This is a genomic window from Streptomyces sp. NPDC088097 (assembly GCF_044741845.1).
Lineage (GTDB): Bacteria > Actinomycetota > Actinomycetes > Streptomycetales > Streptomycetaceae > Streptomyces.
On record NZ_JBIUTJ010000019.1, the window covers coordinates 30,964 to 57,122 of the forward strand.

General features: G+C 70.8%; 31 protein-coding genes. 20 read left to right on the plus strand and 11 right to left on the minus strand.

What is annotated here, in order from left to right; genetic code table 11:
- The first annotated feature begins 52 nt into the window (after positions 1–52).
- The gene (locus ACIOD1_RS31985; protein ID WP_401906428.1) at positions 53–1,633 is read left to right on the plus strand and encodes an FMN-binding glutamate synthase family protein; all 1,581 of its coding nucleotides are present in this window, start codon (positions 53–55) and stop codon (positions 1,631–1,633) included.
- Positions 1,634–1,649: 16 nt separating this feature from the next.
- Here the strand turns inward: ACIOD1_RS31985 and ACIOD1_RS31990 are convergent, their stop codons facing one another.
- Complete coding sequence (locus ACIOD1_RS31990; RefSeq protein ID WP_365627927.1) at positions 1,650–2,285, minus strand: TetR/AcrR family transcriptional regulator; 636 nt, start codon at positions 2,283–2,285, stop codon at positions 1,650–1,652.
- A gap of 105 nt (positions 2,286–2,390) precedes the next feature.
- On the opposite strand from ACIOD1_RS31990, the gene ACIOD1_RS31995 reads away from it, so the two are divergent.
- A complete protein-coding gene (locus ACIOD1_RS31995) occupies positions 2,391–3,086 on the plus strand; it encodes a hypothetical protein (RefSeq protein WP_365627930.1) in 696 nt (231 codons plus the stop codon).
- A 71-nt stretch (positions 3,087–3,157) separates the two neighbouring features.
- On the opposite strand, the gene ACIOD1_RS32000 is transcribed toward ACIOD1_RS31995, so the two are convergent.
- Complete coding sequence (locus ACIOD1_RS32000) at positions 3,158–3,685, minus strand: dihydrofolate reductase family protein (protein WP_365627933.1); 528 nt, start codon at positions 3,683–3,685, stop codon at positions 3,158–3,160.
- Positions 3,682–4,263 carry a TetR/AcrR family transcriptional regulator gene (locus ACIOD1_RS32005; protein ID WP_365627936.1) on the minus strand — a complete coding sequence of 194 codons (582 nt, stop codon included), beginning with the start codon at positions 4,261–4,263 and terminating at the stop codon, positions 3,682–3,684. Before ACIOD1_RS32005 ends, ACIOD1_RS32000 begins: the two co-directional genes overlap by 4 nt.
- A 210-nt stretch (positions 4,264–4,473) precedes the next feature.
- Between ACIOD1_RS32005 and ACIOD1_RS32010 the strand changes: the two genes are divergently transcribed.
- The 3 genes from ACIOD1_RS32010 to ACIOD1_RS32020 all read left to right on the plus strand — a co-directional run bounded on the left by ACIOD1_RS32010 (position 4,474) and on the right by ACIOD1_RS32020 (position 7,037).
- The gene (locus ACIOD1_RS32010; RefSeq protein ID WP_365627939.1) at positions 4,474–4,884 is read left to right on the plus strand and encodes a RidA family protein; all 411 of its coding nucleotides are present in this window, start codon (positions 4,474–4,476) and stop codon (positions 4,882–4,884) included.
- Between the two features lie 277 nt (positions 4,885–5,161).
- Complete coding sequence (locus ACIOD1_RS32015; RefSeq protein WP_365627942.1) at positions 5,162–5,317, plus strand: hypothetical protein; 156 nt, start codon at positions 5,162–5,164, stop codon at positions 5,315–5,317.
- Between the two features lie 223 nt (positions 5,318–5,540).
- Positions 5,541–7,037 carry a UDP-N-acetylmuramoyl-L-alanyl-D-glutamate--2,6-diaminopimelate ligase gene (locus ACIOD1_RS32020; RefSeq protein ID WP_365627944.1) on the plus strand — a complete coding sequence of 499 codons (1,497 nt, stop codon included), beginning with the start codon at positions 5,541–5,543 and terminating at the stop codon, positions 7,035–7,037.
- Between the two features lie 117 nt (positions 7,038–7,154).
- On the opposite strand, the gene ACIOD1_RS32025 is transcribed toward ACIOD1_RS32020, so the two are convergent.
- A complete protein-coding gene (locus ACIOD1_RS32025) occupies positions 7,155–7,733 on the minus strand; it encodes a DUF2231 domain-containing protein (RefSeq protein WP_401906299.1) in 579 nt (192 codons plus the stop codon).
- Between the two features lie 170 nt (positions 7,734–7,903).
- Here ACIOD1_RS32025 and ACIOD1_RS32030 point away from each other — a divergent pair, with 170 nt between their 5' ends.
- The 8 genes from ACIOD1_RS32030 (at position 7,904) to ACIOD1_RS32065 (ending at position 16,047) form a co-directional block, all read left to right on the plus strand.
- The gene (locus ACIOD1_RS32030) at positions 7,904–8,113 is read left to right on the plus strand and encodes a hypothetical protein (RefSeq protein WP_365627950.1); all 210 of its coding nucleotides are present in this window, start codon (positions 7,904–7,906) and stop codon (positions 8,111–8,113) included.
- A 36-nt stretch (positions 8,114–8,149) separates the two neighbouring features.
- Positions 8,150–8,758, plus strand: a complete 609-nt coding sequence (locus tag ACIOD1_RS32035) for a DUF4383 domain-containing protein (RefSeq protein WP_401906301.1) — start codon at positions 8,150–8,152, stop codon at positions 8,756–8,758.
- Positions 8,759–9,020: 262 nt separating this feature from the next.
- Complete coding sequence (locus ACIOD1_RS32040) at positions 9,021–10,277, plus strand: MFS transporter (protein WP_401906303.1); 1,257 nt, start codon at positions 9,021–9,023, stop codon at positions 10,275–10,277.
- On the plus strand, positions 10,274–12,205 hold the full coding sequence (locus ACIOD1_RS32045) for an alpha/beta hydrolase family protein (RefSeq protein WP_401906304.1): 1,932 nt from the start codon (positions 10,274–10,276) through the stop codon (positions 12,203–12,205). The genes ACIOD1_RS32040 and ACIOD1_RS32045 overlap by 4 nt, the downstream gene beginning before the upstream one ends.
- 305 nt (positions 12,206–12,510) lie before the next feature.
- Positions 12,511–14,412, plus strand: coding sequence for a RiPP maturation radical SAM C-methyltransferase (locus tag ACIOD1_RS32050; protein ID WP_401906305.1), 1,902 nt, complete (start codon positions 12,511–12,513; stop codon positions 14,410–14,412).
- 35 nt (positions 14,413–14,447) lie between these two features.
- Positions 14,448–15,107, plus strand: coding sequence for a DUF5825 family protein (locus ACIOD1_RS32055; RefSeq protein ID WP_401906307.1), 660 nt, complete (start codon positions 14,448–14,450; stop codon positions 15,105–15,107).
- A 129-nt stretch (positions 15,108–15,236) separates the two neighbouring features.
- Positions 15,237–15,785 carry a hypothetical protein gene (locus ACIOD1_RS32060; RefSeq protein WP_365627969.1) on the plus strand — a complete coding sequence of 183 codons (549 nt, stop codon included), beginning with the start codon at positions 15,237–15,239 and terminating at the stop codon, positions 15,783–15,785.
- Positions 15,786–15,810: 25 nt separating this feature from the next.
- Positions 15,811–16,047, plus strand: coding sequence for a hypothetical protein (locus ACIOD1_RS32065; RefSeq protein ID WP_365627972.1), 237 nt, complete (start codon positions 15,811–15,813; stop codon positions 16,045–16,047).
- A gap of 83 nt (positions 16,048–16,130) precedes the next feature.
- On the opposite strand, the gene ACIOD1_RS32070 is transcribed toward ACIOD1_RS32065, so the two are convergent.
- Positions 16,131–16,796, minus strand: coding sequence for a TetR/AcrR family transcriptional regulator (locus ACIOD1_RS32070; RefSeq protein WP_401906310.1), 666 nt, complete (start codon positions 16,794–16,796; stop codon positions 16,131–16,133).
- 117 nt (positions 16,797–16,913) lie between these two features.
- Between ACIOD1_RS32070 and ACIOD1_RS32075 the strand changes: the two genes are divergently transcribed.
- Positions 16,914–17,612, plus strand: coding sequence for a hypothetical protein (locus tag ACIOD1_RS32075; protein ID WP_401906312.1), 699 nt, complete (start codon positions 16,914–16,916; stop codon positions 17,610–17,612).
- Between the two features lie 60 nt (positions 17,613–17,672).
- The gene (locus tag ACIOD1_RS32080; protein WP_401906315.1) at positions 17,673–18,170 is read left to right on the plus strand and encodes a YbhB/YbcL family Raf kinase inhibitor-like protein; all 498 of its coding nucleotides are present in this window, start codon (positions 17,673–17,675) and stop codon (positions 18,168–18,170) included.
- Positions 18,171–18,209: 39 nt separating this feature from the next.
- On the opposite strand, the gene ACIOD1_RS32085 is transcribed toward ACIOD1_RS32080, so the two are convergent.
- Entirely contained in the window at positions 18,210–19,241 is a 1,032-nt protein-coding gene (locus ACIOD1_RS32085) for a hypothetical protein (RefSeq protein WP_401906318.1), read from the minus strand.
- 286 nt (positions 19,242–19,527) lie between these two features.
- Between ACIOD1_RS32085 and ACIOD1_RS32090 the strand changes: the two genes are divergently transcribed.
- Positions 19,528–19,803, plus strand: a complete 276-nt coding sequence (locus tag ACIOD1_RS32090; RefSeq protein ID WP_365627987.1) for an isoamylase early set domain-containing protein — start codon at positions 19,528–19,530, stop codon at positions 19,801–19,803.
- Positions 19,804–19,912: 109 nt separating this feature from the next.
- Here the strand turns inward: ACIOD1_RS32090 and ACIOD1_RS32095 are convergent, their stop codons facing one another.
- The 4 genes from ACIOD1_RS32095 to ACIOD1_RS32110 form a co-directional block, all read right to left on the minus strand.
- Complete coding sequence (locus tag ACIOD1_RS32095; RefSeq protein WP_365627990.1) at positions 19,913–20,269, minus strand: PRC-barrel domain-containing protein; 357 nt, start codon at positions 20,267–20,269, stop codon at positions 19,913–19,915.
- A gap of 206 nt (positions 20,270–20,475) precedes the next feature.
- Positions 20,476–20,637 carry a hypothetical protein gene (locus tag ACIOD1_RS32100; RefSeq protein WP_053676175.1) on the minus strand — a complete coding sequence of 54 codons (162 nt, stop codon included), beginning with the start codon at positions 20,635–20,637 and terminating at the stop codon, positions 20,476–20,478.
- Between the two features lie 191 nt (positions 20,638–20,828).
- Complete coding sequence (locus ACIOD1_RS32105) at positions 20,829–21,191, minus strand: ATP-binding protein (protein ID WP_365627992.1); 363 nt, start codon at positions 21,189–21,191, stop codon at positions 20,829–20,831.
- Between the two features lie 654 nt (positions 21,192–21,845).
- Positions 21,846–22,166: a hypothetical protein gene (locus ACIOD1_RS32110; protein ID WP_401906321.1), complete on the minus strand. Its 321-nt coding sequence runs from the start codon at positions 22,164–22,166 to the stop codon at positions 21,846–21,848.
- Positions 22,167–22,465: 299 nt separating this feature from the next.
- On the opposite strand from ACIOD1_RS32110, the gene ACIOD1_RS32115 reads away from it, so the two are divergent.
- The 4 genes from ACIOD1_RS32115 to ACIOD1_RS32130 all read left to right on the plus strand — a co-directional run bounded on the left by ACIOD1_RS32115 (position 22,466) and on the right by ACIOD1_RS32130 (position 25,181).
- Positions 22,466–23,620 (plus strand): aromatic acid exporter family protein, encoded by a 1,155-nt coding sequence (locus ACIOD1_RS32115; RefSeq protein WP_401906323.1) that lies wholly within the window; start codon positions 22,466–22,468, stop codon positions 23,618–23,620.
- A gap of 136 nt (positions 23,621–23,756) precedes the next feature.
- Positions 23,757–24,383, plus strand: a complete 627-nt coding sequence (locus ACIOD1_RS32120; protein ID WP_365628001.1) for an NAD(P)H-dependent oxidoreductase — start codon at positions 23,757–23,759, stop codon at positions 24,381–24,383.
- A gap of 155 nt (positions 24,384–24,538) precedes the next feature.
- A complete protein-coding gene (locus tag ACIOD1_RS32125) occupies positions 24,539–24,772 on the plus strand; it encodes a hypothetical protein (protein WP_365628004.1) in 234 nt (77 codons plus the stop codon).
- Positions 24,773–24,863: 91 nt separating this feature from the next.
- A complete protein-coding gene (locus ACIOD1_RS32130; RefSeq protein ID WP_401906326.1) occupies positions 24,864–25,181 on the plus strand; it encodes an STAS domain-containing protein in 318 nt (105 codons plus the stop codon).
- Positions 25,182–25,256: 75 nt separating this feature from the next.
- On the opposite strand, the gene ACIOD1_RS32135 is transcribed toward ACIOD1_RS32130, so the two are convergent.
- Positions 25,257–25,583: a hypothetical protein gene (locus ACIOD1_RS32135; protein ID WP_401906328.1), complete on the minus strand. Its 327-nt coding sequence runs from the start codon at positions 25,581–25,583 to the stop codon at positions 25,257–25,259.
- Positions 25,584–26,159: the final 576 nt, after the last annotated feature.

The window sequence follows — 26,159 nt, forward strand, 5'->3', positions numbered from 1 at the left end:
CGGCTTCGACCCGACGGTTGGCGGGGAGACTTCGGGACACACGCGAGAGGTGCTGAAGATACCTTTCGTGGTCCTGCTCGCCCTCCTCGCCCTGGGTGCCTCGGCCGCCGCCGCCCTTGCCTCGCCCTGGTTCGGCGTCCTGGCCGTCCCCCTGGTCCTGCTCGCACTGGTGGCGGTGTACGACCTCGTACAACGTCGTCACTCGATCCTGCGGAACTATCCGCTGCTCGGGCACCTCCGCTTTGCCCTGGAAGCCCTGCGGCCGGAGATCCAGCAGTACTTCGTCGAGCGGAACTTCGACGGGCGTCCCTTCGACCGGGACACCCGAAGCATCGTCTACGAGCGGGCCAAGGGCACCGATGCCGAGGAGCCGTTCGGCACCGAGTTCGACCTGTACAGGCCCGGCAGCGAGTACCTCACTCCTTCGATGGCGCCGAGGCCGGTCCACACGGACCCGCCCCGGGTTCGGATCGGCGGACCCGACTGCACCCGCCCGTACGACATGGCCCTGCTCAACGTGTCGGCGATGAGCTTCGGCTCGCTGTCGGGCAACGCGGTACTCGCCCTCAACGCCGGCGCGCAGTTGGGCGGCTTCGCCCACGACACCGGCGAGGGCGGCCTGTCGGAGTACCACCTGCGCCCGGGCGGGGACCTGATCTGGGAGATCGGCACCGGCTACTTCGGGTGCCGCACCGACGACGGGCGGTTCGACGCGCGACAGTTCGCCGAGAAGGCCGCGCACGAACAGGTCAAATGCGTCTCACTGAAGATCAGCCAGGGCGCCAAACCGGGTATCGGCGGTGTCCTGCCGGGCGCCAAGGTCAATGCCGAGATCGCCGAGGTACGCGGCGTCCCCCAAGGGAAGACCATCGTGTCGCCGCCCTTCCACCACGTCTACTCCACTCCGCGCGAGCTGGTGCGCTTCCTGGCCCGGATGCGTGAACTCGCCGACGGCAAACCGGTCGGCTTCAAGCTGTGCGTCGGCTCCCGCCGGGAGTTCCTCGCCGTGTGCAAGGCCATGCTGGAGGAGGGCACCACGCCGGACTTCATCATCGTCGACGGCGCGGAGGGCGGAACGGGCGCCGCACCCCTCGAATTCGCCGACAATGTCGGGCTGCCGCTCGGGGAGGGGCTGATGACCGTCCACAACGCGCTCGTCGGCACGGGGCTGCGCGACCGGATCCGGATCGGGGCCAGCGGCAAGGTCGCCACGGGCAGTGACCTGGTCAAACGGCTCCTCCAAGGCGCCGACTACACCAATGCCGCGCGGGCCATGATGTTCGCGGTCGGTTGCATCCAGGCCCAGCGCTGCCACACGAACACCTGCCCCGTCGGCGTCGCCACCCAGGACGAGCGGCGCGCCCGCGCCCTCGACGTCGGCGACAAGGCGCAGCGGGTGCGGCGCTATCAGGAGGCGACCGTCAAGAGCGCCCTGCAGATCATGGCCGCGATGGGGGTCGACGACCCGTCCGGGCTGCGCCCGCACCAGCTGGTCCAGCGGGTGGACGCGCACACGGTCCGGTCCTACGCGGACCTGTACGCATGGCTCACCCCGGGACAGCTCCTCGCCTCGCCGCCCGAGGACTGGACGGCCGACTGGCAGGCGGCCGACCCGGACCGCTTCGCGCTCTGACGGGCGCGTCCGGCGTCTACTCCGGGGCGCGCTCGATGAGCGTTTCGAGCCCCGCGCACAACAGCCGGACGCTGCGGAGGAACTTCTCGTCCTCGGTGAGGGTTCCGGCTTCGGTCATGGTCATCGGGAAGCGCTCGCGCATGGCGGTGACGTCTTCGGCGCTGATGGTGATCGTGTGCGTCTGGCTCTGTTCTTGAAGGACGAAGCCGGTGACGTGGCTGAGCAGCATGTCGGCGCCGACGCCCCGGTGTTCGGCGGGGACGCGGGCCTCGCGCAGGGTCTCAAGGAGTCGTTCCATCAGGGACAGTGCGCCGGGGCTGAGGACCTTGGGGCTGTCGGCGAGCATGACCGCACCCCCCGGGTGGCTGCGGATGCTCGCGCGGAGCGTCGTGAGCTGGGCTTCGATGCGCTGTCGCCAGTCCGCCCCGGCGGGCAGTCCGTCCAGGGCGGTGCCGGCGGCCTCGTACGCCTGGCGGGCGACGCGGTCGGCCATCAGCCGGACCAGGGCGCTCTTGTTGGGGACGTGGTAGTAGAGGCTTCCCGCCTGGGCGTCGAGTCGCTGCGCGACTCCCCTCATGGACAGCCCGTGGTAGCCGGATTCGGCGAACACCGCCATACCGGCGTCGATGATCCGCTCCTTGGTCAACTTCATGGGACCACTCTACCCCGCATTTTCTAACACTGTTTGAATTTGAGTGGCGGGCGGGCTACTGTCGCTCTCGCAAGCGGCGATGGCGACTGAAGGGGGGTGGTGGCGGTGGGCGCTCTGGTGTTCAACGTGACCACGGCGGCGTTGATGGTCCTGATGTTCAAGGGCGGCTCGGCCCTGCTGGGAGAGGGCGGAGCGCGCGGGCGGAGCGTGCCGTGGGCGGCGGTGGTCTTGACCGGGATCGCGCTCGTCGGGGTGGCGGTGCAGATCGGCTGGTCCGGTGCGATGGACGCCCTCGACGCCGACCCGGCCAAGTCCGGCTGGTGGCGGGAGTTCACCTCGGTCTTCATGCAGAACGGCGGCCTGTTCGGCGGTGCCTGGAACATCGCCACGCTCGCCGTCATCGCCGCCTTGGCCACCTGGTGGTGGGGTACGCCCCTCACTCTGGGGCTGTTCCTCGCGGGGATCGTCCTGCCCGAGCACATCGACGCCTTGCTGGGCGCCGGCGGCCAGCACAGCACCGATCCGCGCAATTTCGCGGGCAGTTCGGGCGCCACCTACTTCCTCGGCGCGACCCTGGCCGCCGCCCTCCTCGTACGCGCCGTCCGGACCGGCCGCGCCCGGTCCGAACGCAAGGAGGTCCTCTTGGCCGCGGCCGTCCCCGTACTGGGGCTCGCCATGTGGTGCGCGCAGTCCAACGGCCACGGCCTCGTGGCCGCGTACGGCTTCCTCCTGGGCGCCCTGACCTGCCCGCTGTACCAGCGCGTCACGGACGTGCGGGCACGCCGGGCCGTCGCCGCGTAACCGCGCCGCCCCTCCAAGCGATGCCGCCGCCCCGTTCCCGTGCCGCTTCGTCGGCCCGTGCGGATCTGCCGCTACTTCTCCACGGTGTACCGCAACTGTGCGAAGCCGCCGATGTCGGTGACGGAGTCCAGGCGCAGGGGTACGTCCTGAAGGAGTTCGCCGAAGAGCCGGTGACCGGTGCCGATGAGGACCGGGGCGACGCTGATGACGAACCGGTCGACGTGTCCGGCGCGGATGAAGGTCTGGACGAGGCGGCCGCCGTCGGGGTAGACGTGCTTGATTCCGCGCTGGTCGAGGTCGGCGACGAGACTGCCCATGTCGCGGTAGACGGTGACGCGCGGGTCGACGTCCTCGGGGAGGGTGGTGCTCAGGACGCCGACGTGACGGCCGCCGTAGTGCCAGTTCTCCTCGCCGAAGCCGATGACCTTGTCGTAGGTGTTGCGGCCCATGATCACGGCGTCGACCGTGTCGAGGAACTCGAAGAAGCCCAGGTCGCCGGCCTTCTCGCCGCGCGAGGTCAACCACTCGATGTCATCGTCGGAGCGGGCGATGTGGCCGTCGAGGCTGGTACCGATGAAGACGGTGGAGCGGAAGGTCACCGGGTCCTCCTGAGCAGGTGGTCGAGGTCGTCGTGGAGAAGGGTGGCGGGATCGCCGTCGCCGGTGAGGGCCCACCGCAGAAGTGAGCCGTCGGTGGTGATCTGGACCGCGCGCGCCAGGCGTGGCACGTCCGTGTCCGTCGGGAGCTCGCCACCGGCGACGGCGTCGGCGAGCAGCTCTCGCAACGCCGCGTCGACCGCGCGGGTGTGCGCGGCGGCATGGAGGCGGAACTCGGGATCGGAGAGGTCGAGTTGGAGCATTCCGAGATGGTTGGCCATCTCCTCGGGGGTGGACATGTGCCCGGCGAACTCGTCGGCGACGGCGTGCAGCGCCGCCACCGGTGAGTCGTACGCGGCCCGCGCCCTGCGGTAGGGATCGGCGGCGGTCGCGGCGGCGCCCGCGGCGAACGCGAGCAGCAGCCCCCGCTTGGACCCGAAGCGCTGAGACAGCGTCGCCGGGGAAATTCCGGCCTCGGCGCCGACCTGCGCGAGGGTGAGCCTGCCGGGGCCGTGAGCGCCGATGGCCCGCCCGGTGGCGGCGAGGATCTCGACGTCGCTGATGGTGCGTGGTCTTGGCATGCGTTCCTCCCTTCGGACGCGAACGTAGCACGTTTATAAATGACGGTTCACTTACTAACCGGCGAACTGTGCGCCGCACCCTCGGACTGGATGGGGGCAGGGGCTCCGCGGGAGTTCGTGGAGGGGAGCCGAGCCCGCGATCGACGACCGGCGGGTGTGGCGGATGAAAACCCGATGCACGTCATCTGCCTGATCGGCAGACTCGCCCCCATGACAGCCGAGATCACTCGAATCAACCCTGCTCAACTCCAACCGACCCCGGGTTATCACCACATCACGGTGGTGGAGGCGGGCCGGACGGCCTTCCTGGCCGGGCAGTGCCCTCTTGATCGTTCCGACGCGCTGGTGGGTCCGGGTGATCTCGACGCGCAGATCGACCAGGTGGCCGCCAACTCCCTGATCGCCCTGAGCGCGGTCGGTGCCCGGCCCGATCACGTCGTCCGTTCGGTGATCTATGTGGTCAGCGCCGATGTCACGGTCCTGGGCTCGGCCTGGCGGCGCCTCACCGATTCGGTGATCGGACCCGCGTTCACCACCGCGAGCACGCTGCTGGGAGTCACGCGGCTCGGCTTTTCCGGGCAGCTGGTCGAGGTCGATCTCACGGCGGCACTGCCCACGTAGGCGACGGGACGGCCGGCGGAGGCCGGGGCCGCGGCGGAATTGAACGGGCGTCCGGGTGGCGGCTGCGGCGACGGCTGCCTCATGAGACCCGCGCCCCGGGGCCGGTTTGCCGCGCGTGACGAGAAGCCTGCCCTCCACGGTGTCCCCGTGAGTGACCGGTCTACCGGGGTCTGCCGAACCGTCGCCGGACGCCCTCGATGCGGGCCCGCCCGGCATGCCGGAGGCTCCGTACGCCGACGCGGCGTACGGGTCGCGCGAGCGCACGTACACTCGGTCCATGAACCGCACACGAAGCGTCACGGGAGAGGGCCTGCCGCAGGCCGCACCCGCCGCGCGTGCGGCCCGCGCGCGTCGGGCGGGCGTCAGCCCCCGGACCGCCGCCGACGGCCAGGCCCCCACGGTCGGCCGCGGCGCCCTGCACGGCCACGGCTAGCGCTTCCCCACCGCGCCCGCGCTCACTCGCTCCCGCCGCACCGCTTCCGCGACGGGACCCTCGCGGCAGCCCGGCCCTCACCGCGCCCCCGACCGGCCACCGCCGCCTCGCGGGCGACGCATCACCCCTTCCCACCGCACCACCGCAGCCCCGATGCTCCGTCGGCGCTGCCTCCAGGCGAGGGCCGCACACCCGGGCCGTAGCCGTCTTCGAAGGGACCACCGTGAAGTTGAGCGGGTTGTTGACCGGCCATGAGCACCACGTCATCCAGGGCGACACCGAGGCGACGGGAATCACCGCGGGCACCACCTTCGACGTCGAGCGGGTGGTGCCGGGGTCGCTCTTCATCGCCGTACCCGGCCATCGTGGCGGCGGCCCCGCCTCCATCGGTGCGGCGCTCGCGCGCGGGGCGGTCGCGGTCCTCGTCGACGCGGCGGGCGCCGCCGCCGCGCCCCCGGGGCGGGAGCTGCTGCCCGCGGTGTGCGTCGTACGGGTGCCCGACACCCGCAAGGCGGCCGCGGTCGTCTCCTCCCGCTACTTCGGCGAGCCGGGCCGGCACATGGACCTGGTGGCCGTCACCGGTACCAACGGGAAGACGTCCATCTCCTACATGGTCGAGTCGCTCCTGAGGATCTCCGAGGGCGCCTCGGTGGGCGTGATCGGTACGGCGGGCAGCCGGATCGGCGACGAGGTGATCCCGATGCCGCCCTCCGTGCTGACCACACCGGAATCGCCCGACCTGCAGTACCTCCTGGGCCGCATGCGGGACCGGGGCACCGGCAGCGTGGTGTTGGAGGCCACCTCGATGGCGCTGCAGACGTACCGGATGGACAGGACCTTCGTCGACGTCGGCGTCTTCACCAACCTCACCCAGGACCACCTGGACGACCACGGCACGATGGCCCACTACACGGACGCCAAACTGCGGCTGTTCCAGGGGCTGTGCCGACACGCCGTGGTCAACGTGGACGACGCCGTGGGAGCCGGCATCCGCGCGATGATGCCGGACGCGGTGACGACCTACGGCCTCGACGAGCAGGCGGACTTCCGGGCCACGGATCTGATCGCGGACGCCTCGGGCACCCGGTTCACCCTGCACCACGCCGGCCGGGCGTACCCGGCGGCGATCCCGGTCCCGGGCCGCTTCTCCGTGTCCAACGGGCTGGCGGCCGTCGCGGCCTGCCACGTCCTCGGGCACGACCTGGACGGACTGGTCGCCGCGCTCGCCCAAATGCCCCCCGTACCGGGTCGGTTCGAGCGCTTCGTGACCTCCGCGGGCACCTCGGTGATCGTGGACTACGCGCACTCGCCCGACTCCCTCGACAAGGTCCTCACGGCCATCCGCGGCTTCGCCCGGGGCCGGATCATCACCGTCTTCGGCTGCGGCGGGGACCGCGACACCACCAAGCGCGCCGAAATGGGCCGCATCGCCGGCACCCACTCCGACCTGTGCGTCCTGACCTCGGACAACCCCCGCACCGAGAACCCCGAGGCGATCCTGGACCAGATCACCCCCGGCATCGAGGCCACCGGGACACCCTACGAACGCTCCGCCGACCGCCGCCGGGCCATCGCCCTCGCCCTGTCCGCGGCTCAGCCCGAGGACATCGTCCTCATCGCCGGAAAGGGCAGCGAACCGCACCAGATCGTCGGCGAGGAGCTGCTCCCCTTCAGCGACATGGCAACCGTCCGCGACCTGGCCTCACGCCTGCTCCTCTGACAGGCGTCACGGAACTCCGACGGCCAGGGCCGCATCCACGACGAGGACCCCGCCCCCAGCCGATGTGCCACGAGGCCCACGGCCGGAGCGGGGCCGGGGCACCGCCGCAGACACCCCCTAGAGCCCGGACTGATCGGCGCCGACCGCCCGCCGGTACGCCACGTGTCCGCCCAGCGCCCCGGTGAGGGCCACAGCCGCCAGTCCGGCCGCCGACCACAGCCGGCCCTTCGCGGAGCGACCGCCCAGGCGGTTCGCCAGGGCGGCCGCGTAGCAGGTGACCGCCACCGCGTTGGAGGCCGCGTGCGCGAGCCCCACCCGGGCCTGCTCCGGTGGCAGATCCGCCCAGTCGACCCAACCCGCCACCGCCGCCGGCGCCACACCGGCCAGCCCCACCGCCGTGAGGACCGTCCCCACACGCCGGGATCCCGGTACGAAGTCCGCCACCGCGGCCGACAACCAACAGCCGATCGGCACCTGCACCAGAACGGGGTGGACGGGGTGACCCAGCGGCCGTCCACGGAGCAGATCACGGGCCCCGCCCAACGGCAGAGAGCGGATCCGCTTCTGCAGCACCCGGATCACCGGGTCCGCCTTGGTCGACTGCTCGACGCGGTCCAGGCCCCTCAGCCACCACACCGACGCCCTACCGGCCGCGGATCCGGGTGAAACGAAGTCGTCAAAACTTTGTGTGTCCATGCGCTGCCCCTACCCGCCATTCCACGACATCCCCGCACGGGAAACGATGCACAAAGGGTGCAAATCGCCACCCGCTCGTCCCGTGGATAGGTTCGGTTCCACCGGAGCCCCTCCGAAGGCCCGGACGACGCTTCTCCCGCACACCGCACCGATCAGAAGGAGACTCCATCATGATCGTCAAGAAGCTGCACGACGCAGGGGTCAAGAGTGAGCACGCCTACCTGGCGGCCACCCTGTCCATCGGTCTGTCTCTCGCATCGTGGCTCGCCTCCAACAGTCGCGAGGACATCGAGCGCGCGGACCGGTGGGGCATCTTCGTCGGAGAGTGGGCGCCCACGTTCTTCGGCCTCGGCCTGGCCCTCGCGAACTACGAGAAGTGAGAACGGCGCCCCACGAAAGACACCCGAGGAGTCCCCGTGAAGATGAGTGACGAGCTACCCATCAACCATCGACTGGCGACCGTCTACCGGTACGGCGCCCTGCTCTGTGGCCTGGTCCTGATCGGGTTCGGGGTCCTTGGATTCGCCAACGCCCTCAGCCCCTTCGACACCTACGGCGAGACCATCGCGGGCCTGGCCACCAACACCGCGCTCAGCGTGATCTCCGTCGTCGTCGGGCTCGCACTCGCCGCGGGCGCCTTCGTCGGCGGGAACTTCGCCTCCAGCCTCAACATCACGGTGGGGGCCCTGTTCCTGATCAGCGGGTTCGCACACATCTTCATCCTCGACAAGGGCGCCAACATCCTGGGCTTCGGCATGACGAACGTGATGTTCAGCTTCGTCATGGGGCTGATCATCATGACCTTCGGGATGTACGGCCGCGTTTCGAGCAAGCTCCCCCACGACAACCCGTACTGGCAACACCGCCACGCGGGCCACACCGACCACCCGGGCCACTCCGGCCGCAACGACGAACCGGCCGCACGGGCGCACCCCGCTACCGCCGGTCGGGCGGCCGACCCCGCCGCTCGGATCGCACACACACGCCCGACCCGCCCCCTCGGAGCCGACGACTCCGCACGCTGAGCGCGTGGGGAGCATGCCGAGACCGGCGCACTCCCCCCACACGCTCCTCGCGTGCGCGGCAAGCACACCTCGTGGGGAGGGAATCAGTTGCCCGGCACACCGGAAAATCTGATTCCTTGATCAAGAATTCCATTCGAACGCGGGTGTTGTGACAGGTGCCTCCGTTCGATACGATCGCAACCCTCAAGGCCGTAAGTCCGCTTATCAAAGGGGGCATTGTGGGTGCGTTAGCGTCGGCAATACCCTCGGGGCGGAATTCTTGATGGGCGAGGCCGATGAGAAAGTAAAACACTCCGGCCCTTTATTACCCGAAGCCCCGTCCTCGTCCCCATTCCGTAGACGGGACTTCACGCTCTTCTGGACGGCGGGTGCCGTCGACGGCCTCGGCACCTGCGCGTCCTCCCTCTTTCTCCCGCTGATCCTGCTGGGCGCCGGATATCCCGCCGGACTCGCCGGACTCGTCGCCTCGGTGGCACTGGTCAGCGGCCTGGTGGTCGCACCGGTCGCGGGCGTGTACGCCGACCGGTGGCCGCGCAAGCCGATGATGTACGTGGCGGCCCTGGTCGCGGCGGGCGCCATGGGATCGGTGTTCGTGGCCGTGGCCCTCGGCCACGTCGTCCTCGTCCACGTCCTCCTCGCGGCCGTCGTCGAGCAGGCCGCCGGCGCCACCTACGGGGCGGCGGCCTCGGGGACGATCCGACGGCTGGTGCCGCCCGAGGGGTACTCCCGGGCGATCGGGTACCTCCAGGCGCGGGACCAGGGCGTGCAGATCGTCGGCCCGACCTTGGGCGGGGTGCTCTACCAGTTGGCGCGGTGGGTCCCGCTGCTCGCGGACGCGGTGTCGTTCCTGCTCGTGGCGGTGTTGAGCAAGGCGATCCGCACGGACCTGACACCCGAACGGGACGGTCCGCCCCCGTCGTTCACCCGCGACCTCGCCGAAGGGCTGCGCTTCGTGTGCGCCGAGCCCTTCCTGCGCTTCGTCGTGGTGTGGACCGCCGGGATCAACGCGCTGCTCGGCGCGCTGTACTTCCACGCGGTGTTCGCCTCCCACGCCCGGGGGGCCGGCCCCTCCTCGATCGGGCTCATCCTCACCCTGGCGGGCGTCGGCGGGCTGCTGGGCGCGCTGGCCCCGCCGTGGCTGGTGCGGCGGGTTCCGCCGGCCCGGATCGTGACGGGTGCGTCGTGGGCCATGGTGCCCACCGCCGCCGGGCTCGCCTTCGCCTCCCGGACCTGGGCCTACGGGCTGCTGTTGGGCGGGGTGTCGCTGATCGTGCCGTCCGTGGTCGTCGTGGTGCAGACCCGGGCGATGCTGGTCACGCCCGACCGGCTGCTGGCCCGGATGGGGACGGTGCTGGGCACCGCCGGCCAAGCCGTCGCGGTGCTCTCGCCGCTGGCCGCGGGGGTCCTGGTGGCGGCGTACGGGGGTCGTACGGTGGCACTCGGCTGCGCGGGCGCATTCGCCGGGCTGGCGTTGTACGCGACCGTCAGGGCCGGGCTCGTGACAGGGGAGGCGCCGTGACTCCGGCCCCGCCGAAAGCGGCCGCGCGCACCTACGGCGTCTACCGGCCGGTACTGCCGGTGGCCGGCCCCCGGCACCCGGACCGGATGGTGTACACCGGGGACGCCGACGGCCGCTGCGAGATCTTCACGTGGGACCGCTCCACCGGCGTCGGACGGCAGTTGACGGACCGTCCGCACGGCACACTGCTGTGCGCCATCGACGAGGACGACGCCGTCTGGTGGTTCGACGAGGACCCCGGCGGCAGCGGCGGCTGGCGCACCCAGGACTTCGACGGCGGCCCGGACCGTCCGGCGCTGACCGGGGTGCCGTACGGACGGCCCGCCGGACTGGCCCTGGCGGCAGGGGGCATGGTGGCCGTCGGCATCCGCGGTCCCGAGGGACTCGGCATCCATGTGGGGCGGCGCGGGGGCACCGCCACGTCCGTCCTGCACACGACGGAATCCGGGACGCTCTGCGACCTGGCACCGGACGGCGGGCTGCTGGCGGTGTCCGGGCCCGCGCACTCCGCGCGCGCCGTGACGCTGCTGCGCCCGGACGGGACCACCGCCGCGGTGCTCTCCGGCACCGGGGAACGCACCTGGGCGCTCGGCTTCGCGCCCGCCCTCGCACCGTTGCCCGACACCCCGCCGTTGCCCGACACCCCGCCCTTACCCGGATCCACGTCACGACCCGGTACCCCGCCGTTACTCGGATCCGCTTCGTCATCCGGCTCCCCGTCGTCACCCGGCCCGACGCCCGGTCGTACCCTGCTGCTGGTCATGCGGGAGCGGGCCGGCCGCTACCACCTCGGCACCTGGGCCCCCGGGCGCGGCGTGGAGCTGCTGTCGTGGTGCTCGTTCGACACCGAGACGACCGCCCGCTGGTACCCGGGCCCGGGTGGGGCGCGGGTCCTGCTCCGGCAGGACCGGCACGGCCGTAGCCGGCTGTTCACCGCCGATCTGGACCGCCGCGAGCTGACCCCGGTGCCCACCCCGGAGGGCAGCATCCTGGACGCGTCACCGGCCGCCGACGGTGACGTGCACTTCATCTGGACCGACGCGGTGAACGTGCCGCGCGCGCTGTCCCTGTCGGGTGCGCCGCTGCCCGGGCAGAGCCAGTGGCGCCTCCCCCGGTTCGGCCGGCGCCAAGACCTGTGGACGCCCGGGCCCGACGGCCCGGTGCACACCTTCGTCACCACACCCGCCGACCGGCCCGCGCCGTACCCCCTGGTCTTCCTCGTCCACGGGGGCCCCGCCGATCACGACCGTGACGCCTACGACCCCATGGTGCAGGCCCTCGTGGGCTCGGGCTACGCCGTGGCCCGGGTCAACTACCGGGGCTCGACGGGCTACGGACCGCGCTGGCGCTCCGCCTACTCCGAGGGAGTCGGCCACACCCAGGTCGCCGACCTGGTGCGGGCCCGGGCCGACTTGCTGGACCGGGGCATCGGCCGCGAGGGCGCCGTGGGCCTGTGCGGCACCTCGTGGGGCGGCTATCTGACGCTGCTGGCCATGGGAACCCGTCCGGACCTGTGGAACGTCGGGGTCGCCGTCAAACCGCTCGCCGACTGCGTCACGGCGTTCCGGCACTCCACCCCCGCCCTCCAGGCGCTGGACACCGCCCTGTTCGGCGGCACTCCGGACGAGGTGCCCGAGGCCTACGCCCACGCCTCCCCGTCCTCGTACGCGGCCGCCATCCGCTCCCCGCTGCTGGTCGTCGCCGCGCGGCGGGACGCCAAGTGCCCGCCGGAACAGGTCGAGGCGTACCTGGAGGTGCTGCGTGCCGGTGGTGTGGCCCACGAGCTGATGTGGCTGGACTCGGGCCACGACGGCTACGACGGCGCGGACCACCTGGCCGTCATCCGGCGGTCCCTCAGATTTCTCGGCCGCGGGCTGCCTCCGGCACCCGAGCGGGCCGAGCCGTCCCCGCACCCGGAGAGGAGGTGAACATCATGCAGAAGGACATCATCCACGGCGACCCGCTCGACGGCGACGAGGAGAGCCGCAAGCCGGGCGTCGGCGTCGTCGTCTACCTCCGCTCCGCGGAGGAGATGGAAGACGAGGACAAGTAGCACCTGGGGGCCGGTTCCGCACCTGGTGCGCGACCGGCCCCGACCAATCCGGCGCATGCCCGACCCGACGACGGACCCGAGACCGACTCGACGACCGACTCGACACCTGACTCCGCACCCGCGCCCGCACCCGCACCCGCACCCGCATTCGCACCCCGATCACATGAGAAGAGGCCAGCCATGCGCGTACTCCTGGTGAACATGCCCTGGGCCCCGATCGACCTCCCGTCGCTGGCTCTCGGAATTCTCAAACGCAGTGTCGACGAGCGCGTTCCGAACGGAACGGCGGACGTCCTCCACGCCAATCTCGAATACGTGGACTGGATCACCAAGAACACGGAATTCACCCTGGAGGACTACTCTTACTACGCGCTCGGATCCTATTTCCTCGGCTGCGGCGACTGGGTTTTCTCCTCGGCCCTTTACGACGACCCCGAGTGGCGGGTTCCGGAGTTCACCGAAGCGATGAGAGGCCGGGTCCGCGGGGCTCGCATGGAGATGACGAAGGCGCTGCACGTGTCCGCGCCCGACTTCGTTCAGCACATCGCCGAACGCATCGTCGAACTCGCCCCGGACGTGGTCGGTTTCACCTCGACGTTCCAGCAGAACACGGCCGCCCTGGCGGCCGCCAAGTACGTCAAGCGCCTCGCCCCGCACATCGCGACGGCCATGGGTGGCGCCAACTGCGACGGCAAGCAGGGCGAGGCCGTCCACCGCAACTTTCCCTTCGTCGACTACGTGCTGCGCGGCGAGGGAGAGGTGTCGTTCCCCGCGCTGCTGAAGGCACTGGACGCCGACGAGCCGCTGTCGGAGGTACCCGGGCTGTGCCGGCGCGACACGGACGGCACGTCCGTCGTCAATGCCATGAGCACCAAGCCGCTGCCGCCCGCCTCCATCCTGCCTCCGGACTACGCCGGTTACTTCGAGCGGCTCGCCTCCTCCCACGCACGGAACTGGGTCGAGCCCAAGCTGGTGGTCGAGGGCGCGCGGGGCTGCTGGTGGGGCGAGAAGCACCACTGCACCTTCTGCGGACTGAACGGCTCGTTCATGCAGTTCCGCAGCAAGAGCCCGGACGTGTTCTACGACGAGATCATCGAACTGGCCCGCAGGCACCGGGTCCTGGACATGTACGTCGTCGACAACATCCTGGACATGGGGTACGTGAACACGGTGCTGCCGCGCATCATCGACAGCGGGTTCGACCTGCGCATGCACATCGAGATCAAGTCCAACATGCGGCAGAAGCAGCTCCAGACCCTCGCCGACGCGGGCCTGATCTTCGTCCAACCGGGCATCGAGAGCCTCAACAGCCGGGTGCTGACACTGATGGACAAGGGCGTGACCGGCGGGCAGAACGTCCGGATGCTCCGCGACGCCGCCACCGTCGGACTCTCGGTGGCATGGAACTACCTGCACGGATTCCCCGGCGAGGACGCCGAGGACTACGACGACGTGGTGGCCCAACTCGCCGCGCTGGAGCACCTCAACCCACCGGTGGGTCCGTCCTCCCGGATCGCGATCGAGCGGTTCAGCCCGTACTTCAACAACCCCGGGCTCGGATTCTCCGAACTGCGCGCCGCCGAACCGTACCGGCTCACCTACGACCTCCCCGACGCCGAGATGTTCGACCTGGCGTACGTGTTCGACGTGCCGCCGCGCGGGATCGGCGAGGACGTCGTCGCCCGCCTGGACAAGGGCATCTCGCACTGGAAGCGCAACTACTCCGGCAGCCGCCTCACCCACTGCGACTTGGAGGACCGGATCGTCCTGGTCAGCAGGCGCCGGGCCTTCGACTGGACGCACATGGAGCTGACCGACCCGTTCGAGCTGGCCCTCTTCAGGCTGCTCGACCAACCGCACACGGTGAAGGCGGCCGCCCGAAAGCTGCACGGGGACCACCACGTGGGCGAGGACGCCCTGAGGGAGGTACTGGCGCGGTGGCGGGCGCTCGGGGTGGTCTTCGAGGACAGCGGCCAATTCGTGCAGATCGCGCCGCCCGCCCGCAACGAGGAGTTCCTGCGGATCGACTTCATGCGGCACACCTCCGCCCGCGACGCCGAACTCGCCGCGACGACCGCCTGACGACCGCCGGACAACCGCCAGACCGAAGGACGACGATGACTCCCACGCTCACCGGCACCGGACGCTTCACCGTGACCGCCTCACGGGACTACGACCCCGAGGTGGGCGCGCTGCCCGGCATGTTCCTGGGCCGCTACGAGATCGACCTCGCCGGCGGCGAAGCCGCCCGTCGGCTCTTCGCCGCCGGGGCCCGGCACGTCACCCTCCCCCGCCCGGTCGACGTGACGGACACCGCCGACGCGGACTGGTCGGTGCGGGCGTTGAGTTTCGTGGGCGACCTGTCCAGCCTGGCCATCTCGGTCGACTGGCAGCTGCACACCGGCCCGGACCCGGACGCCTGGCGCCACTACGGCCACCTCCACCCGCCGACCGCCGTCCTCGGAACCGCCGACCCGGCTGCGACGGCCCTTGAGTGGCGCAACGCGTACTACATCTGCAAGTGCGTCTTCCGCTACGGCCCCGGGTTCATCCAGGTGCGCGACCGGCGCTTCGGCGAGCTGCGCCGCTTCACCATCGACGAGCCGGAGTACCACGAGGCCATCGAGGCGCTCACCGACGGCGCCCGCGCCGACGCGATCCCGCGGCCGGTCCTGGACGACCTCATGGGCGAGGGCCTCGTCCTGCGGTTCGGCGACCACCTGTGGTGGGCCCCGTACCGGGTCCGCCGTTGGTCGGAGGCGCCGATGGTGATCTGACGTCGACCGCGCTCGCCCACGAGCCCACCGATCGAGTCCGTAACCGGCAAACGCCGGACCCGCGCCCCTCGCGCGCTCTACCTTACGGACAGACCGCGCGCCTACCCGCGGTCACACGAGGAGGACTCTGTGGCATCACCCTGCGACCCCCAGCACGCTCCTGCCGGTGACGTGGGCACGGCCCTCATGTTGATCGACTCTCGGCTCAAGACCATCTACGAGGGCGGGACCGGCGCGGATCCCGAACAGCGGGAGTTGATCGAACACCTCACCGCGTCCTGGGGCGACCAGGAGATCCACGACGTGCTCGACGGCGCGTGCACGGTCATCTTCATGTTCACGCAATGGCTGCGCCAAGCGTACGAGCACCACGACAAGGACGTCATCGAGTACGTGGTCCCCAACCTCGTGGCCTCGATGCGCATGATGCCCAAGAGCGTCCGCGCCGAGGCCATCCCCACCATGGCCGGTCTGGTCATCGCGGCCGGCACCGGCCTGAGCCCGAGCCTCTGGCGCAGGCAGTACGGGGACTGGACCGAGACCGAGATGAACCCGCTGGAGGCGACGGCCTTCATCCTCGCCGAACACATCAACCGGCTCACCGACGACCGCGAGTTCGCGACCCGCATGATCGCCGAGGCCCTGTCCAGCGCGGAGCGGGACAATGTGGCGCCATAAATCGAACACGTGTTTCACTTAGGGGATGACGTTCCGCTTCCCCGACGACCTGATGGCGCTCCAGACCTCGTGGCTCGAGACCTACGACGCCCTGGCCGCGTCCCCCCTCAGCGTCGGCACCACCACGCTCCGACGGCGCCTGATCACCCTGTCCCGCCTGATCCACTCCCACCCCTACTGGACCGCGCCGGGCCACTCACGGGCGGCGGGGGCCGAGCTACGACGCCGGGCCCGTGCCCGCGCCTGGGTCCGCGCGGCGTGAACGGGCAGTACGACTTCAACGGCCACGCGTACGGCGATGGAGCCGGGCGGCCGGACGCCGCCCCACCCCCTATCCAGTGGAGATCAACCGGCGGCGCGGGCGGCGCGTGCGGTGCCGTGGCGGTCGGGGGTGAGGAGGTAGGCGATCGCCATCTCGCCGAGGTCGTCCGCGTACCGGTACCTGGCCGCCTCCCCGGCGGCGGGGTCAGGGCGTACGGAGTTGTGGAAGCAGGCGCCCAGGACGGCGCGGGCCGCCGTGTCCAGCGCCGCCTGCGGGTCGGAGCGCCTGATCTCGCCGACGTGGGGGGCCGCGGCTTCGAGCAGGAGGCGGTGGATTTCCGTGATGGTGCGCGCCCCGCGGTCCAGTGACCCGGCTCCCCGCGCGCGCAGCAGTTCGGGGAAGAGGTTGCTGCTGTCGGCGAAGGACTGCAGCAGGGCGTGCGCGTAGGCGTCCATGACGTGCGAGAGCGACGGCCCGGCGGCGCTCAGTTGCTCGGCCACGTAACGCTCGCGCCGTTCCAGCATCCGCTCGGTCAGGGCGGCGATCAGCTGCTCTTTGTCCTCGAAGCGGCGGTAGATCGTCCCGACCGAGACGCCGGCGCGTTCCGCGACCCCGGCCATCGTCATCTCGTCCAAGCCGGATGTGGAGGCGATCTCCTCGGCGGCCTGAAGGACGCGAGCCAGAGTGGCGGCGCTGCGTGCCTGCCGGGGCTCCCGGTAGGGCAGTGGTCGATCTGGCTCCTCGGTCATGAGCGGCATCGTATCGGCGCCGGTCTCGGCCGGATCTGTTGACAAGGGGCGCACCTCCCTGGGTACTCTCGATATGTGAATGCGAATTCGCATTCACATTCTACCCGGGAGGTCCCCATGTCCGACATCCAGACTCCCCCGCCCGTCGCCGTGACGCTCGTGTCAGGACCGACCGGGTCGGGGAGCATCGACGACTTCGAGCTGTTCTACGCACGCCGCGCCCTGGACCGCTTCCGGGTGCGACTGGGACGCCAAGGCCTGCTCGACCTCCTGGCCGCGGACATCAAGGAGGGCAACGCCTTCCTGCGCGAGAGCGCCATCGTCTCCGGCGGCAGCTTCAAGGCGGGCACGACGGTCCTGACGACCCGGGGCCTGACCTCGGGCGCGTTCCTTGCCTGGATGGACAAGGCCTTCTCGGGCGACGAGAAGGCACTTCTGACGGCGCATCCCGAGCACTACGTGATGACTCCCGGACCCGACGGGGCGTTCAACGTCGTGGAGAACATCGGCCCCCACGTCTGCTCCTTCTTCATGGGCGGCTGGGGAACGGACGCGATGGCCTGGGCCGTGGACGCGGACGAGCTCCTCCCGGAGTCGGAGTTTCCGCACAAGATGTCCTCGAACCTCTTCCTGCCGGACGGCACGGTCGTCGGGCGGGCACTGACGCAGTTCGGCGACACCGCCGACGGATTTACCGCGAGCCTGACGGTCTACGTGCCCACCGCGTGCCCGCAGGACGTCCTGGAGCACCACCTGCGGCACTACGCCGTCGAGTTCAGGAACTGGATCATCGCCGCCGCGACGGTACGCGCCTGAGGGGCGCGGTCCCCGCCGGGGTGGCTACTGAAGGGCAGGCGCGCCTGCGAACGGCACAGGATGCGCACCGCACCGGAGTGCGCCACCACCGCCACCCTTGACCTGAGGGCACCCGCGTTCGCCCACGGCGGCCCCATCCCGCCACGGCACGCCTCCAGGGATCTGGGGCCCCACATCTCCCCCGCCCTGAACTGGGGAGCACTGCCCGAGGGGACCGCGCAACTCCTTCTCGTCATGGAGGACATCGACGTGCCCACGAGTCGGCCCGCCGTCCACCTGACCGCCCTGTTCGCTCCCGACACCGCGGGATTCGACGAGGGCGAGCTGACCGCCGACAACCCGCGGGTCAGGCACGTACCCGGCCCCTTCGCCCGTACCGGTTACACCGGCCCGCGCCCGCTGCCCCGCCACGGCCCGCACCGCTACGGCTTCCACCTCCACGGCCTGGACCGGGCGATCCTCACCACCACGCCGCTGACCGGCCGTACCGACCTGCCGGCCCTGGTCGCCGGCCACGTCCTCGCCTCCGGGTTCCTCGAAGGCGTCCACCAGGGCTGACCCGACCGCGCTCCCGCCGCGTCCCCGGGCTGACCGGCCCTACGGCCCGGCCCAGTACGCGGCCCGTACCTCCCCCTCCGCGAAGTCACGGCGCGGCAGGCTCAGGCCGAGGGAGTCCTCCAAGGCGTGGAAGTACAGCTCGAACGTGCTGGTCAGCTCGGGGTGGTCCAGCTCGGCGCGGCGCAGGGCACGGTTGAGGAACTCCAGCTCACCGCCCCGCCGGTAGGGGGCGCGCCCGCGCTCGTACCAGCTCAGTTCCAGCGCGCCATCGTCGTCGGCGACGCGGCGACCGTCCCGCATGTAGTCGAAGGTGTAGATGGCCTTCGCGGAGGTGGCGCTCAGCCACACGCTCTCCTCGATGCCGAGCGCCGCCCACGCCTCCTTGTCGGCGAAGGATCTCGGCGGCGTTGCGTGGTGCAGCAGAAACGTCCACCCGCCTGCCCGACCGAAACAGCAGCTCTTCCACTGGCGGTCCCAGTGGGTCCGGCCACCGTCCACGGCCTGTAGGTCCTTCAGACGCGTACCGGCCGCGATGTGCGCCGGATCGGCTCCGTACAGCAGGGCCAGCCGCTCGGCGTCGACGGTCCGCCCCGGCGCCGCGCGGAAGAAGGCGAGAGTGGTGTAAGGGTCCTGCTCCTTCCAGGAGCCGGCCATCCAGGCAAGCCCCTCCAACGGGTCACGCCCGCACGCCTCGACCGACCCGGTGTCGTCAAGCCCGCCACGGCGAAACCGTCTGCCCCACCCAGGATCGATCCGCTCCAGCGCGACAGCCACGTCCTCCAGGCTCCCGCCGCGCCCTCGCACCTCGGCCTCGGCAATGAGGTAGAGCGCCTGCGGGAGGTCGCGGGTGGCGAAGACCTCGCCGTAGGGACCGTGACGCCCGTGCACCGTGCCGTCCTCGTCCAGCAGCAGGCACAGGCCGCCTTCCCCCGTCTCCTCGGCGTTCTCGGCCCACTCGTCGAGCTCGTCCTCCGAGAGCGCCACGGGCGGCAGTCCGACCTCTGCGAGCAGGTCGTGTCCGGCGGCCGTCCGCTGCCAGGCATCCGCGAGTATGTGCTGGGTGATCTTCATGGCGTCAATATAGGAAGGATCACTGACAACCGGCCGACCCGCGTTGCCGGTTCGGCACCCCTTCCCCCCTGCGTCCGGCTCACCGCCTCAGGCGGGTGGTCGCGTGCGTGTCAGTGTCCGGAGCGGCCTTCCCGACGGAATGCGCACCGGGACCACAGGAGGGTCGAGCGCGATCGTGTGTGCTGGTCGGGTGATGGTGGCCCTCCCCCGGGGCGTCGGCGCGCGCGCGGCGTCCCCGGCGCCGACGATGAGCCTCCCCCGCCCGTTCTCCTCACGTGGAGCCCCGATGTTGGAGCGCACCGCCCGCAAGGACCGCACCAAGGTCACCTTCGTCCTGCCCGCCGACACCCCGCCCGGGCCGGTCAGCGTCGTCGGCGACTTCAACGACTGGCAGCCCGGCGTCCACACCCTGACCCCGCGCAAGGACGGCAAGCGGGCCGTCAGCGTCGAGCTGGACGCCAAGTCCAGTCATTCCTTCCGCTACCTCGCCGCCGGCGACTACTGGTTCAACGACGAGGCCGCGGGCGACCACGACGGCCCCAACAGCCGCCTGCACACCTAGAAAGCCCTCGGGTCCTCCTCGCGGGGCACTCCGGGCGCGCGCGACCGGGCGCAGAGGCCGGGGCGGCAACCCGATGGTTGCCGCCCCGTGGTCCTGCCCGCCCGTACCGTCAGAGACGGTTGGACAGGTCGCCGTAGTAGCCGCCGACCTGGCGGTGATACTCCGGGTTGCCCAGATGGGAGCCCTTGTCGAACTCCGGAGCCGCCTTGATCTGCTCCTTCGTCCGGCTGACGTAGATCTTCTCCTCCTGCGCGTCGATCCGCTCGACCGTGCCCGCGGGCAGGAGGACCTCCTTGCCGAAGATCCACGGCCCCGTGTCGACGACGAGGTACGCGGAGCCGGCCTCGTCGGAGTGCTTGTCGACCTTGCCGATGGAGCCGTCCGTGGCCTCGACCTTGTAGCCCGTCAGGTCAGCACCGGCCGTACGGCCGGACGTCTCTCGGTAACCCCACACGTTCTCAGTCATACGAACAACCCCTTCTTGAAGAAAGTCGGAACAGGCGGGCGACTCATCTTCGGCATCATCGACAACCGGAGAATGCCGCGCCGCCGAAACCGCGCCTGCCCAGACGAATCCTGCCTACACATCAGGCGAGACGCGGAGACAAGTGTGGGCCCCGCACCTGAACGATACGGGACCCACACCATGCCTGACCGGCGCTTACGCCTGCTCTACCAGCGGTACCAGCGGCCGCTGCCACCCTTCGGGCGGGCCACGAAGCCGACCAGCCAGAGCACCAGAACGGCGATCGCGACCCACCAAAGGATCTTCACCGCGAAACCGGCACCGAAAAGAATCAGAGCGAGCAGAAGAACAAGAAGCAGGGGAACCATGGTTATCAACCTCCGAACAGTCGATTGCCCTGACGGTCGGCACCCATGCGTTCGAATTTCACTCGTTTCTTATTCCTCCGGGCGGGAAGCCGCGTTCGCCCTCCGCACGTCGTCCGACAGTCGCGACGCGGCGCGCACGCTCCTCTCGGCGCCGGCGGGTGCGACGACGGCACGAGGCGGAGCCGGGTGGTTCAGGTGCCGGGGGAGGCGGTGAGCGGCACGAACGCGGTGATCGTCTTTCCGGCCTGGCCGGCACTGATCTCCGTACGGGCGGCCAGCCGGTTGACCAGCAGCCAGCCGAACCCGCCCGGCACGGCGGCCGGCGTGCCCGGCGTGTGGGGCAGGAGCGAAGAGGCGTCGGACACCTCGACCGCCACCGCGTCCGGGAGACGCCTGACGTTGAAGTCGGTCACCCCGCCCGCGTGACGGATCGCGTTGCTCACCAATTCCGCGACCACCGTCAGCACGTCGTCCATCACCCGCTCCCCCACACCATGGGAAGACAGGATCTCCCGGGCGACCTGCCGGGCGTCCGCGCCTCTGAGTCCGGCCATGCGGCGTGACCTCCCTGGCATCGCCGCTCCTCTCACCACTCGCGTCTTCCCCGTCTCTTCCACGAATCCCACCCCGCTGACGGTTCCCGTCCTCGCCGAGCGATGCCCGCCCCACGCCGACCGTCGACGCGGTTCTCGTGGGGTGCGCTCCCGGCTCCTACCGCACACCCTGCCAGTAGCCACTGACTCACGCCCTGTGTCCGGGGCAGAACGCACGCGGCCCGAGGCTCATGTTCCCGGCCGGCGCGGGCACGGTCCACCGGAATCCCGGGCGGCGCTTCGCCATCCGGGCGGCGGAAAGGGCCGGTCAGCGGCACGGCGCACAGGTGGCGCGTGGCGGACGGTGAGGAGAAGCCGAGCCACCGGCTCGTTTCCGAGGTCGAACGAGAAGGTAGGACGAGAGGGGGCCGGTCGGCGCCACGGGACGCGGGCCGCGCCGGCGACGTATCCCGGTCGCCACGGCTTCTTTCCGGGGGGCGTAGGCATTGCGGTCGGGGGCGGTGCCGGCCGCCTCGGGGAGGACGGCCGGCGCCGCGGGCGCTCAGCCCGGCCAGGCGCCCGTCAGGCGGCGTACGGCCACGGCAGCCGAGCGGTCGACCGGGGCCTTGATCACCCCGGAGATCTCGACGGGCTCGTAGGCAACCTGGGCGGCGTTCATCGGCGACGCCCGCGGCTACGACGCACCAGCACGAGCGAGAGCGCGACGATCACGGCGCCCGCGGCAAGAAGCGGGGTGCGGTTGGCACGGGCCACCGTCGCGGCCCGACCCGCCTTCTCCAATAGCGGGTCAGGCGTCTTGTCCACCGCGTACTGACCGGCGCGGGTCGCGGTGTCCCACGCCTGCGCCGCTGCCTGCGCGGTCTTCTCCCGGACGGGGTCCGGCAGCTTCTCCTGAACCAGCTGCGCGGCCTGTCCCGCCTTCTCGCGGATCTGGTCGACGACCAGGGACGCCTTCCCAGCGGCTACTTCCTTCATGACGGTGGTCTCCTCCTTGGTCCGGGCCCTGATGTCGGCCTTGGGGCCGGAGCCTCGATGCTCCGGCCGAGTTCGGCATGGGAGCCGTGGTCGTGGCACGTTTACCCCGCCATCGCCTCGACAGCCGTGCCACGGAAGGGAGTTCCACCCAGACCGGTGCGGCCCGCGCGAGCACGCCGACAATCGAGCGCGACCGCGAGGCGTCGCGCCACGCGCCGCGACCTGCGCGAACGGCGTCCCTCCTTGCGGACGTTTGCCTCGGAGCCGTGGGGCAGACGGGCCTGGGGAGGTGATCGGCCATGGCCACACGGGTGGATGTGTCCGGAAGCATCCGGATGGCCGTCGCCGGAAGGGCCGACTACCTACGTCGCGCCGTGCGTGGGCGGGGAAGCGAGCGCGACGAGTTGCTCCTCGGCGCCAAGTCCGTGCTCGCCGCCATGGCCGCGTGGGTGCTGGCCCGCTACCTCCTGCCGCCCACGGTCTCGACCTTCGCGCCCTTCACCGCGCTGGTCGCGCTGCAGGCCACCGTGTACCGCTCGGTGCGCGACTGCATCCAGTACCTGCTGGCCATCGTGGCCGGGACGGCTTTGGCCGCCGCCCTCGCCGCCGTGGTCGGCATCCACGGGTGGTCCTTCGGTCTGCTCACCCTGATCGCCCTTTGCGTCGGACGGATCCGCCGCCTGGGCCGGCAGGGCATCCAGGTCACCATCATCGGCTTCTTTGCTTTCTCCTCCGGCCAGGGACGCATCGACTACATCGGCCACCTCGCCGCCTCCGTATTCATCGGTGCCCTGTGCGGTCTCGCCGCGCATCTCGTCCTCGCACCCGCCCGTCACGTCCACCACCGGCAGCAGGCCGTCGCCGACCTCTACGCGGCGATGAGCGAGCGCGTGGACGGCCTGGCCGAGACCTTCGAGGGAAGCGACACCGATCCCGAACGCGTCCGGGAATGGCGCCGGGACTGGCGCAGGCTGTCCGCCGACTGCGAGCACGTCCGGCGCACCATCGACACCGAGGTCGAGAACAGCCGTCTCCACCCACGACCCCACCCCGCCGGCACGGACCTGGCGCTGCCCCGGGCCCGCGACGCCATCACCGTGGCCGAACGCAGCATGGACCACCTGCGCTCCATGACGCGCACCCTCGACTACGCCCTCGACAGCGAAGAGCTAACGAACCTGCCCGGTTCCTTCCGTACCGCCTTCGGCTCGGTGTTGCGCGAAATCGCCACCACCATGCGGGAGATCGGTCAGATCCCCCCCACCGACCCTGACGGCCTGGCCGACAGGATCGACGACGCCGCGGCGGAACTCGATCGTGTCCAGGTACACGAGCGAGCCGCGGCCGAGGCCCCGCCTGCCGCGCACACCCTCCAGGGCACGCTCCTGACCGACGCCGGCCGTCTCCTGGCCGAACTCCGCACGGGTCACCACACCCTCGCCCACCGCCCCTGACCGGCATGGCCCACGGCGGGCCCCCGCTCTGCTCGGACGTCGCGCGGTACGCCGTACGAGCGTTCCCCGCTCCCCGGGCGACCCATACCCCGACGGCGAACGGGATACGACTCAGGTCTGCGGGTAACCGAAATCCATGGTCACCACAGAGAACACCCCGCTGCGCGCTGTCGCACTGGTCTGCACGCTGTCCCCGTCCCCGAAGGCCTCCAGCTCACAGTTGCTGGCTGAGCAGACGATGGCCGCCTTGGCGGATCACGGCGTCACCGGAAAGGTGATCCGGATCGCCGACCACGACGTCAAGCCCGGCGTGGAGAAGGACATGGGCGACGGCGATGCCTGGCCGGAGATCCGGGACACCGTCCTGGGCGCCGACATCCTGGTCCTGTCCACGCCGATCTGGCTCGGCCACGCCTCCAGCATCGCCCAGCGAGTACTGGAGCGTCTGGACGCCGAAATCTCCGAGACCGACGACGAGGGCCGCATGCTCACCTACGGCAAGGTCGCCGCGGTGTGCGTCGTCGGCAATGAGGACGGCGCCCACAAGGCGAGCGCCGACCTCTTCCAGGGCCTCAACGACGTCGGTTTCTCCCTCGCCCCCAACGCCGTCACCTACTGGGTCGGCGAAGCCATGCAGGGCACCGACTACCAAGACCTCGACAAGACCCCCGAGAAGACCGCGGCAACGACCGCCACCCTCGCGGCCAACGCCGCCCACCTCGCCCGCCGACTCAAGGCGGCCCCCTACCCGCCTTCCTCCTGACCCCGCGACGTCATGTGAAGTCCTACCGGCTGCCGGGCTGTCTCCGGTTCTCCCCGGCCGCAGTCCCGGCCGCCGGCAGGCCGGCCGGTCGCCGGTCGGGACCTCACCCGGCATAGGCCTGAGCGCGCACCCGAAGCTGAAGGAGTGATCCCCGTATGAGTTCCGAGACGCCGCCCCCGGTCCCCACCCGCCGGCACGCGCACACCCCCGACCTGCCGCCCCGCACCCCGGCCCCCGACATACCCCGAGCCCGTCGACAATCCGCCGACGGTGACGCGAGCCCGGCGGAGTCCGCCGACGGCAGAGGCAACCCGGACGGGGGCGGCCCGCGGCCGGACGAGCAACGGTCCGGGCAGGACGCCGAGCCGGACCCCGCGCCCACCGGCTGACGGTGGCTCCCGGCGCGACGCGGGCGCGACCCGGAGGCGACGTCCGGTCACCGAGGGGTAGTCGCCGCCTGCGTTGGGGCATGCTGTGGCCATGGATGAGAAGCACCTCACGGCCCACATGGCCCACACCGCGATCGTCACCGCGGTCGGCGAGTACGACATCGACACCCTCGGCCCGATCGGCGACGAGCTGACCACCGCAGCCGGCACCCACCAGGTCGTGATCTTGGACACCAGCGGCCTCGTCTTCGCCGACTCCATGTTCCTGAACATGCTCCTGCGGATCCACCCCACCACCACCCTCAGGATCGCCGCACCCCCCAGGCAACTCACCCGCCTGCTCGCCATGACCGGAGCCGATACCGTCCTCGACATCCATCCCACCGTCCAGGAGGCCCTCGCCGCCTAGGCCGTCTCTTTCGGATCTCGGCGGGATCTTGCCGGTTGAGCGCGCGCCGCCCGGTGCCGGGCGGCGCGCGCTCGCTCACACCCGTGCGGCCTTCGTGTGCGGGGTGCCCGCAGGGGCCTGCACCGTCTGGCTGTACCGGTTGTCCTTCGACGCGGGGCGCACCTTCTCGGCGTCGACGTGGTCGGTGCCGGGGGCGGCCTGCACCGTCCGGCTGTACGCCTTGTCCTTCGATGCGGGCCGGTCCTTCTTGCCGTCGATGTGTGCGGTACCCGCGGGGGCCTCGATGGTCTGCCGGTGGGCGGGGTGGGCGGCCTTGGCGTCCGCGGCGTGCGCGACACCACCGAGGGCGAGAGTCCCGATCAGGACGGTGGCCGAGGCTGCGGCAATGCGGTGGAGCTTCATGGGGGGGCTTCCTTGTCTTCGGTGTTGGGGTCTTCGATGTTGGGTCTTCGGTGTCTGACTGACACCCAGAACCTAGAACAACCAGACATTTCGTCGCCATAACGGCCAGGCGGGCCGTTCAAAATCCGGTGGATCCTCCGCCGCGGACGCGGCACGATGCGCGGTAACCGCGCCGAGGGGGAGCTTGTGTGGACGTGTTCGCGTGTGCCGGGTGCGGTACGGAACTGACGGCGCCGGTGTCCCGGGTCGCCCTCCCTGTCCACACCCACCACGGGGGGGTGGGAGGAACTCCATCCTCCGCTGATGGCGTCCGCGACGTACGCCGTCGATCCCCGACCCACCGGCCCGCCTTGGCGGGCGTGGGAGGAGGTCGGAGAGGAAGCGGCTGCCCGGCAGGGTGTGTACGCGCCGCACTCCGTCTCCTTCGGCGCGCGGAACAGGATCGTCATCGCCCCGGGCGACTCCCGGTCCATGGCCCTGATCCTGGAGAAGTGCGAAGGCTACTGCCGGGGTGTGGACGGCCGGGCCGGTCCCCATCTGGCGTGTGAGGGGTGCGGGCGGGCCGTGGCGACCCGC

Excerpts from the sequence above, each read along its gene's own strand:
- ACIOD1_RS32110 (WP_401906321.1), bottom strand. The coding sequence starts at position 22,166 with ATGAAGGAAGTAGCCGCTGGGAAGGCGTCCCTGGTCGTCGACCAGATC.
- ACIOD1_RS32115 (WP_401906323.1), top strand. The coding sequence starts at position 22,466 with ATGGCCACACGGGTGGATGTGTCCGGAAGCATCCGGATGGCCGTCGCC.
- ACIOD1_RS32085 (WP_401906318.1), bottom strand. The coding sequence starts at position 19,241 with ATGAAGATCACCCAGCACATACTCGCGGATGCCTGGCAGCGGACGGCC.
- ACIOD1_RS32070 (WP_401906310.1), bottom strand. The coding sequence starts at position 16,796 with ATGACCGAGGAGCCAGATCGACCACTGCCCTACCGGGAGCCCCGGCAG.
- ACIOD1_RS32120 (WP_365628001.1), top strand. The coding sequence starts at position 23,757 with ATGGTCACCACAGAGAACACCCCGCTGCGCGCTGTCGCACTGGTCTGC.
- ACIOD1_RS32095 (WP_365627990.1), bottom strand. The coding sequence starts at position 20,269 with ATGACTGAGAACGTGTGGGGTTACCGAGAGACGTCCGGCCGTACGGCC.
- ACIOD1_RS32030 (WP_365627950.1), top strand. The coding sequence starts at position 7,904 with ATGATCGTCAAGAAGCTGCACGACGCAGGGGTCAAGAGTGAGCACGCC.
- ACIOD1_RS32050 (WP_401906305.1), top strand. The coding sequence starts at position 12,511 with ATGCGCGTACTCCTGGTGAACATGCCCTGGGCCCCGATCGACCTCCCG.
- ACIOD1_RS32125 (WP_365628004.1), top strand. The coding sequence starts at position 24,539 with ATGAGTTCCGAGACGCCGCCCCCGGTCCCCACCCGCCGGCACGCGCAC.
- ACIOD1_RS32130 (WP_401906326.1), top strand. The coding sequence starts at position 24,864 with ATGGATGAGAAGCACCTCACGGCCCACATGGCCCACACCGCGATCGTC.
- ACIOD1_RS31990 (WP_365627927.1), bottom strand. The coding sequence starts at position 2,285 with ATGAAGTTGACCAAGGAGCGGATCATCGACGCCGGTATGGCGGTGTTC.
- ACIOD1_RS32055 (WP_401906307.1), top strand. The coding sequence starts at position 14,448 with ATGACTCCCACGCTCACCGGCACCGGACGCTTCACCGTGACCGCCTCA.
- ACIOD1_RS32100 (WP_053676175.1), bottom strand. The coding sequence starts at position 20,637 with ATGGTTCCCCTGCTTCTTGTTCTTCTGCTCGCTCTGATTCTTTTCGGT.
- ACIOD1_RS32015 (WP_365627942.1), top strand. The coding sequence starts at position 5,162 with ATGAACCGCACACGAAGCGTCACGGGAGAGGGCCTGCCGCAGGCCGCA.
- ACIOD1_RS32105 (WP_365627992.1), bottom strand. The coding sequence starts at position 21,191 with ATGGCCGGACTCAGAGGCGCGGACGCCCGGCAGGTCGCCCGGGAGATC.
- ACIOD1_RS32040 (WP_401906303.1), top strand. The coding sequence starts at position 9,021 with ATGGGCGAGGCCGATGAGAAAGTAAAACACTCCGGCCCTTTATTACCC.
- ACIOD1_RS32080 (WP_401906315.1), top strand. The coding sequence starts at position 17,673 with ATGCGCACCGCACCGGAGTGCGCCACCACCGCCACCCTTGACCTGAGG.
- ACIOD1_RS32135 (WP_401906328.1), bottom strand. The coding sequence starts at position 25,583 with ATGAAGCTCCACCGCATTGCCGCAGCCTCGGCCACCGTCCTGATCGGG.
- ACIOD1_RS32065 (WP_365627972.1), top strand. The coding sequence starts at position 15,811 with ATGACGTTCCGCTTCCCCGACGACCTGATGGCGCTCCAGACCTCGTGG.
- ACIOD1_RS32005 (WP_365627936.1), bottom strand. The coding sequence starts at position 4,263 with ATGCCAAGACCACGCACCATCAGCGACGTCGAGATCCTCGCCGCCACC.
- ACIOD1_RS32075 (WP_401906312.1), top strand. The coding sequence starts at position 16,914 with ATGTCCGACATCCAGACTCCCCCGCCCGTCGCCGTGACGCTCGTGTCA.
- ACIOD1_RS32025 (WP_401906299.1), bottom strand. The coding sequence starts at position 7,733 with ATGGACACACAAAGTTTTGACGACTTCGTTTCACCCGGATCCGCGGCC.
- ACIOD1_RS32090 (WP_365627987.1), top strand. The coding sequence starts at position 19,528 with ATGTTGGAGCGCACCGCCCGCAAGGACCGCACCAAGGTCACCTTCGTC.
- ACIOD1_RS32010 (WP_365627939.1), top strand. The coding sequence starts at position 4,474 with ATGACAGCCGAGATCACTCGAATCAACCCTGCTCAACTCCAACCGACC.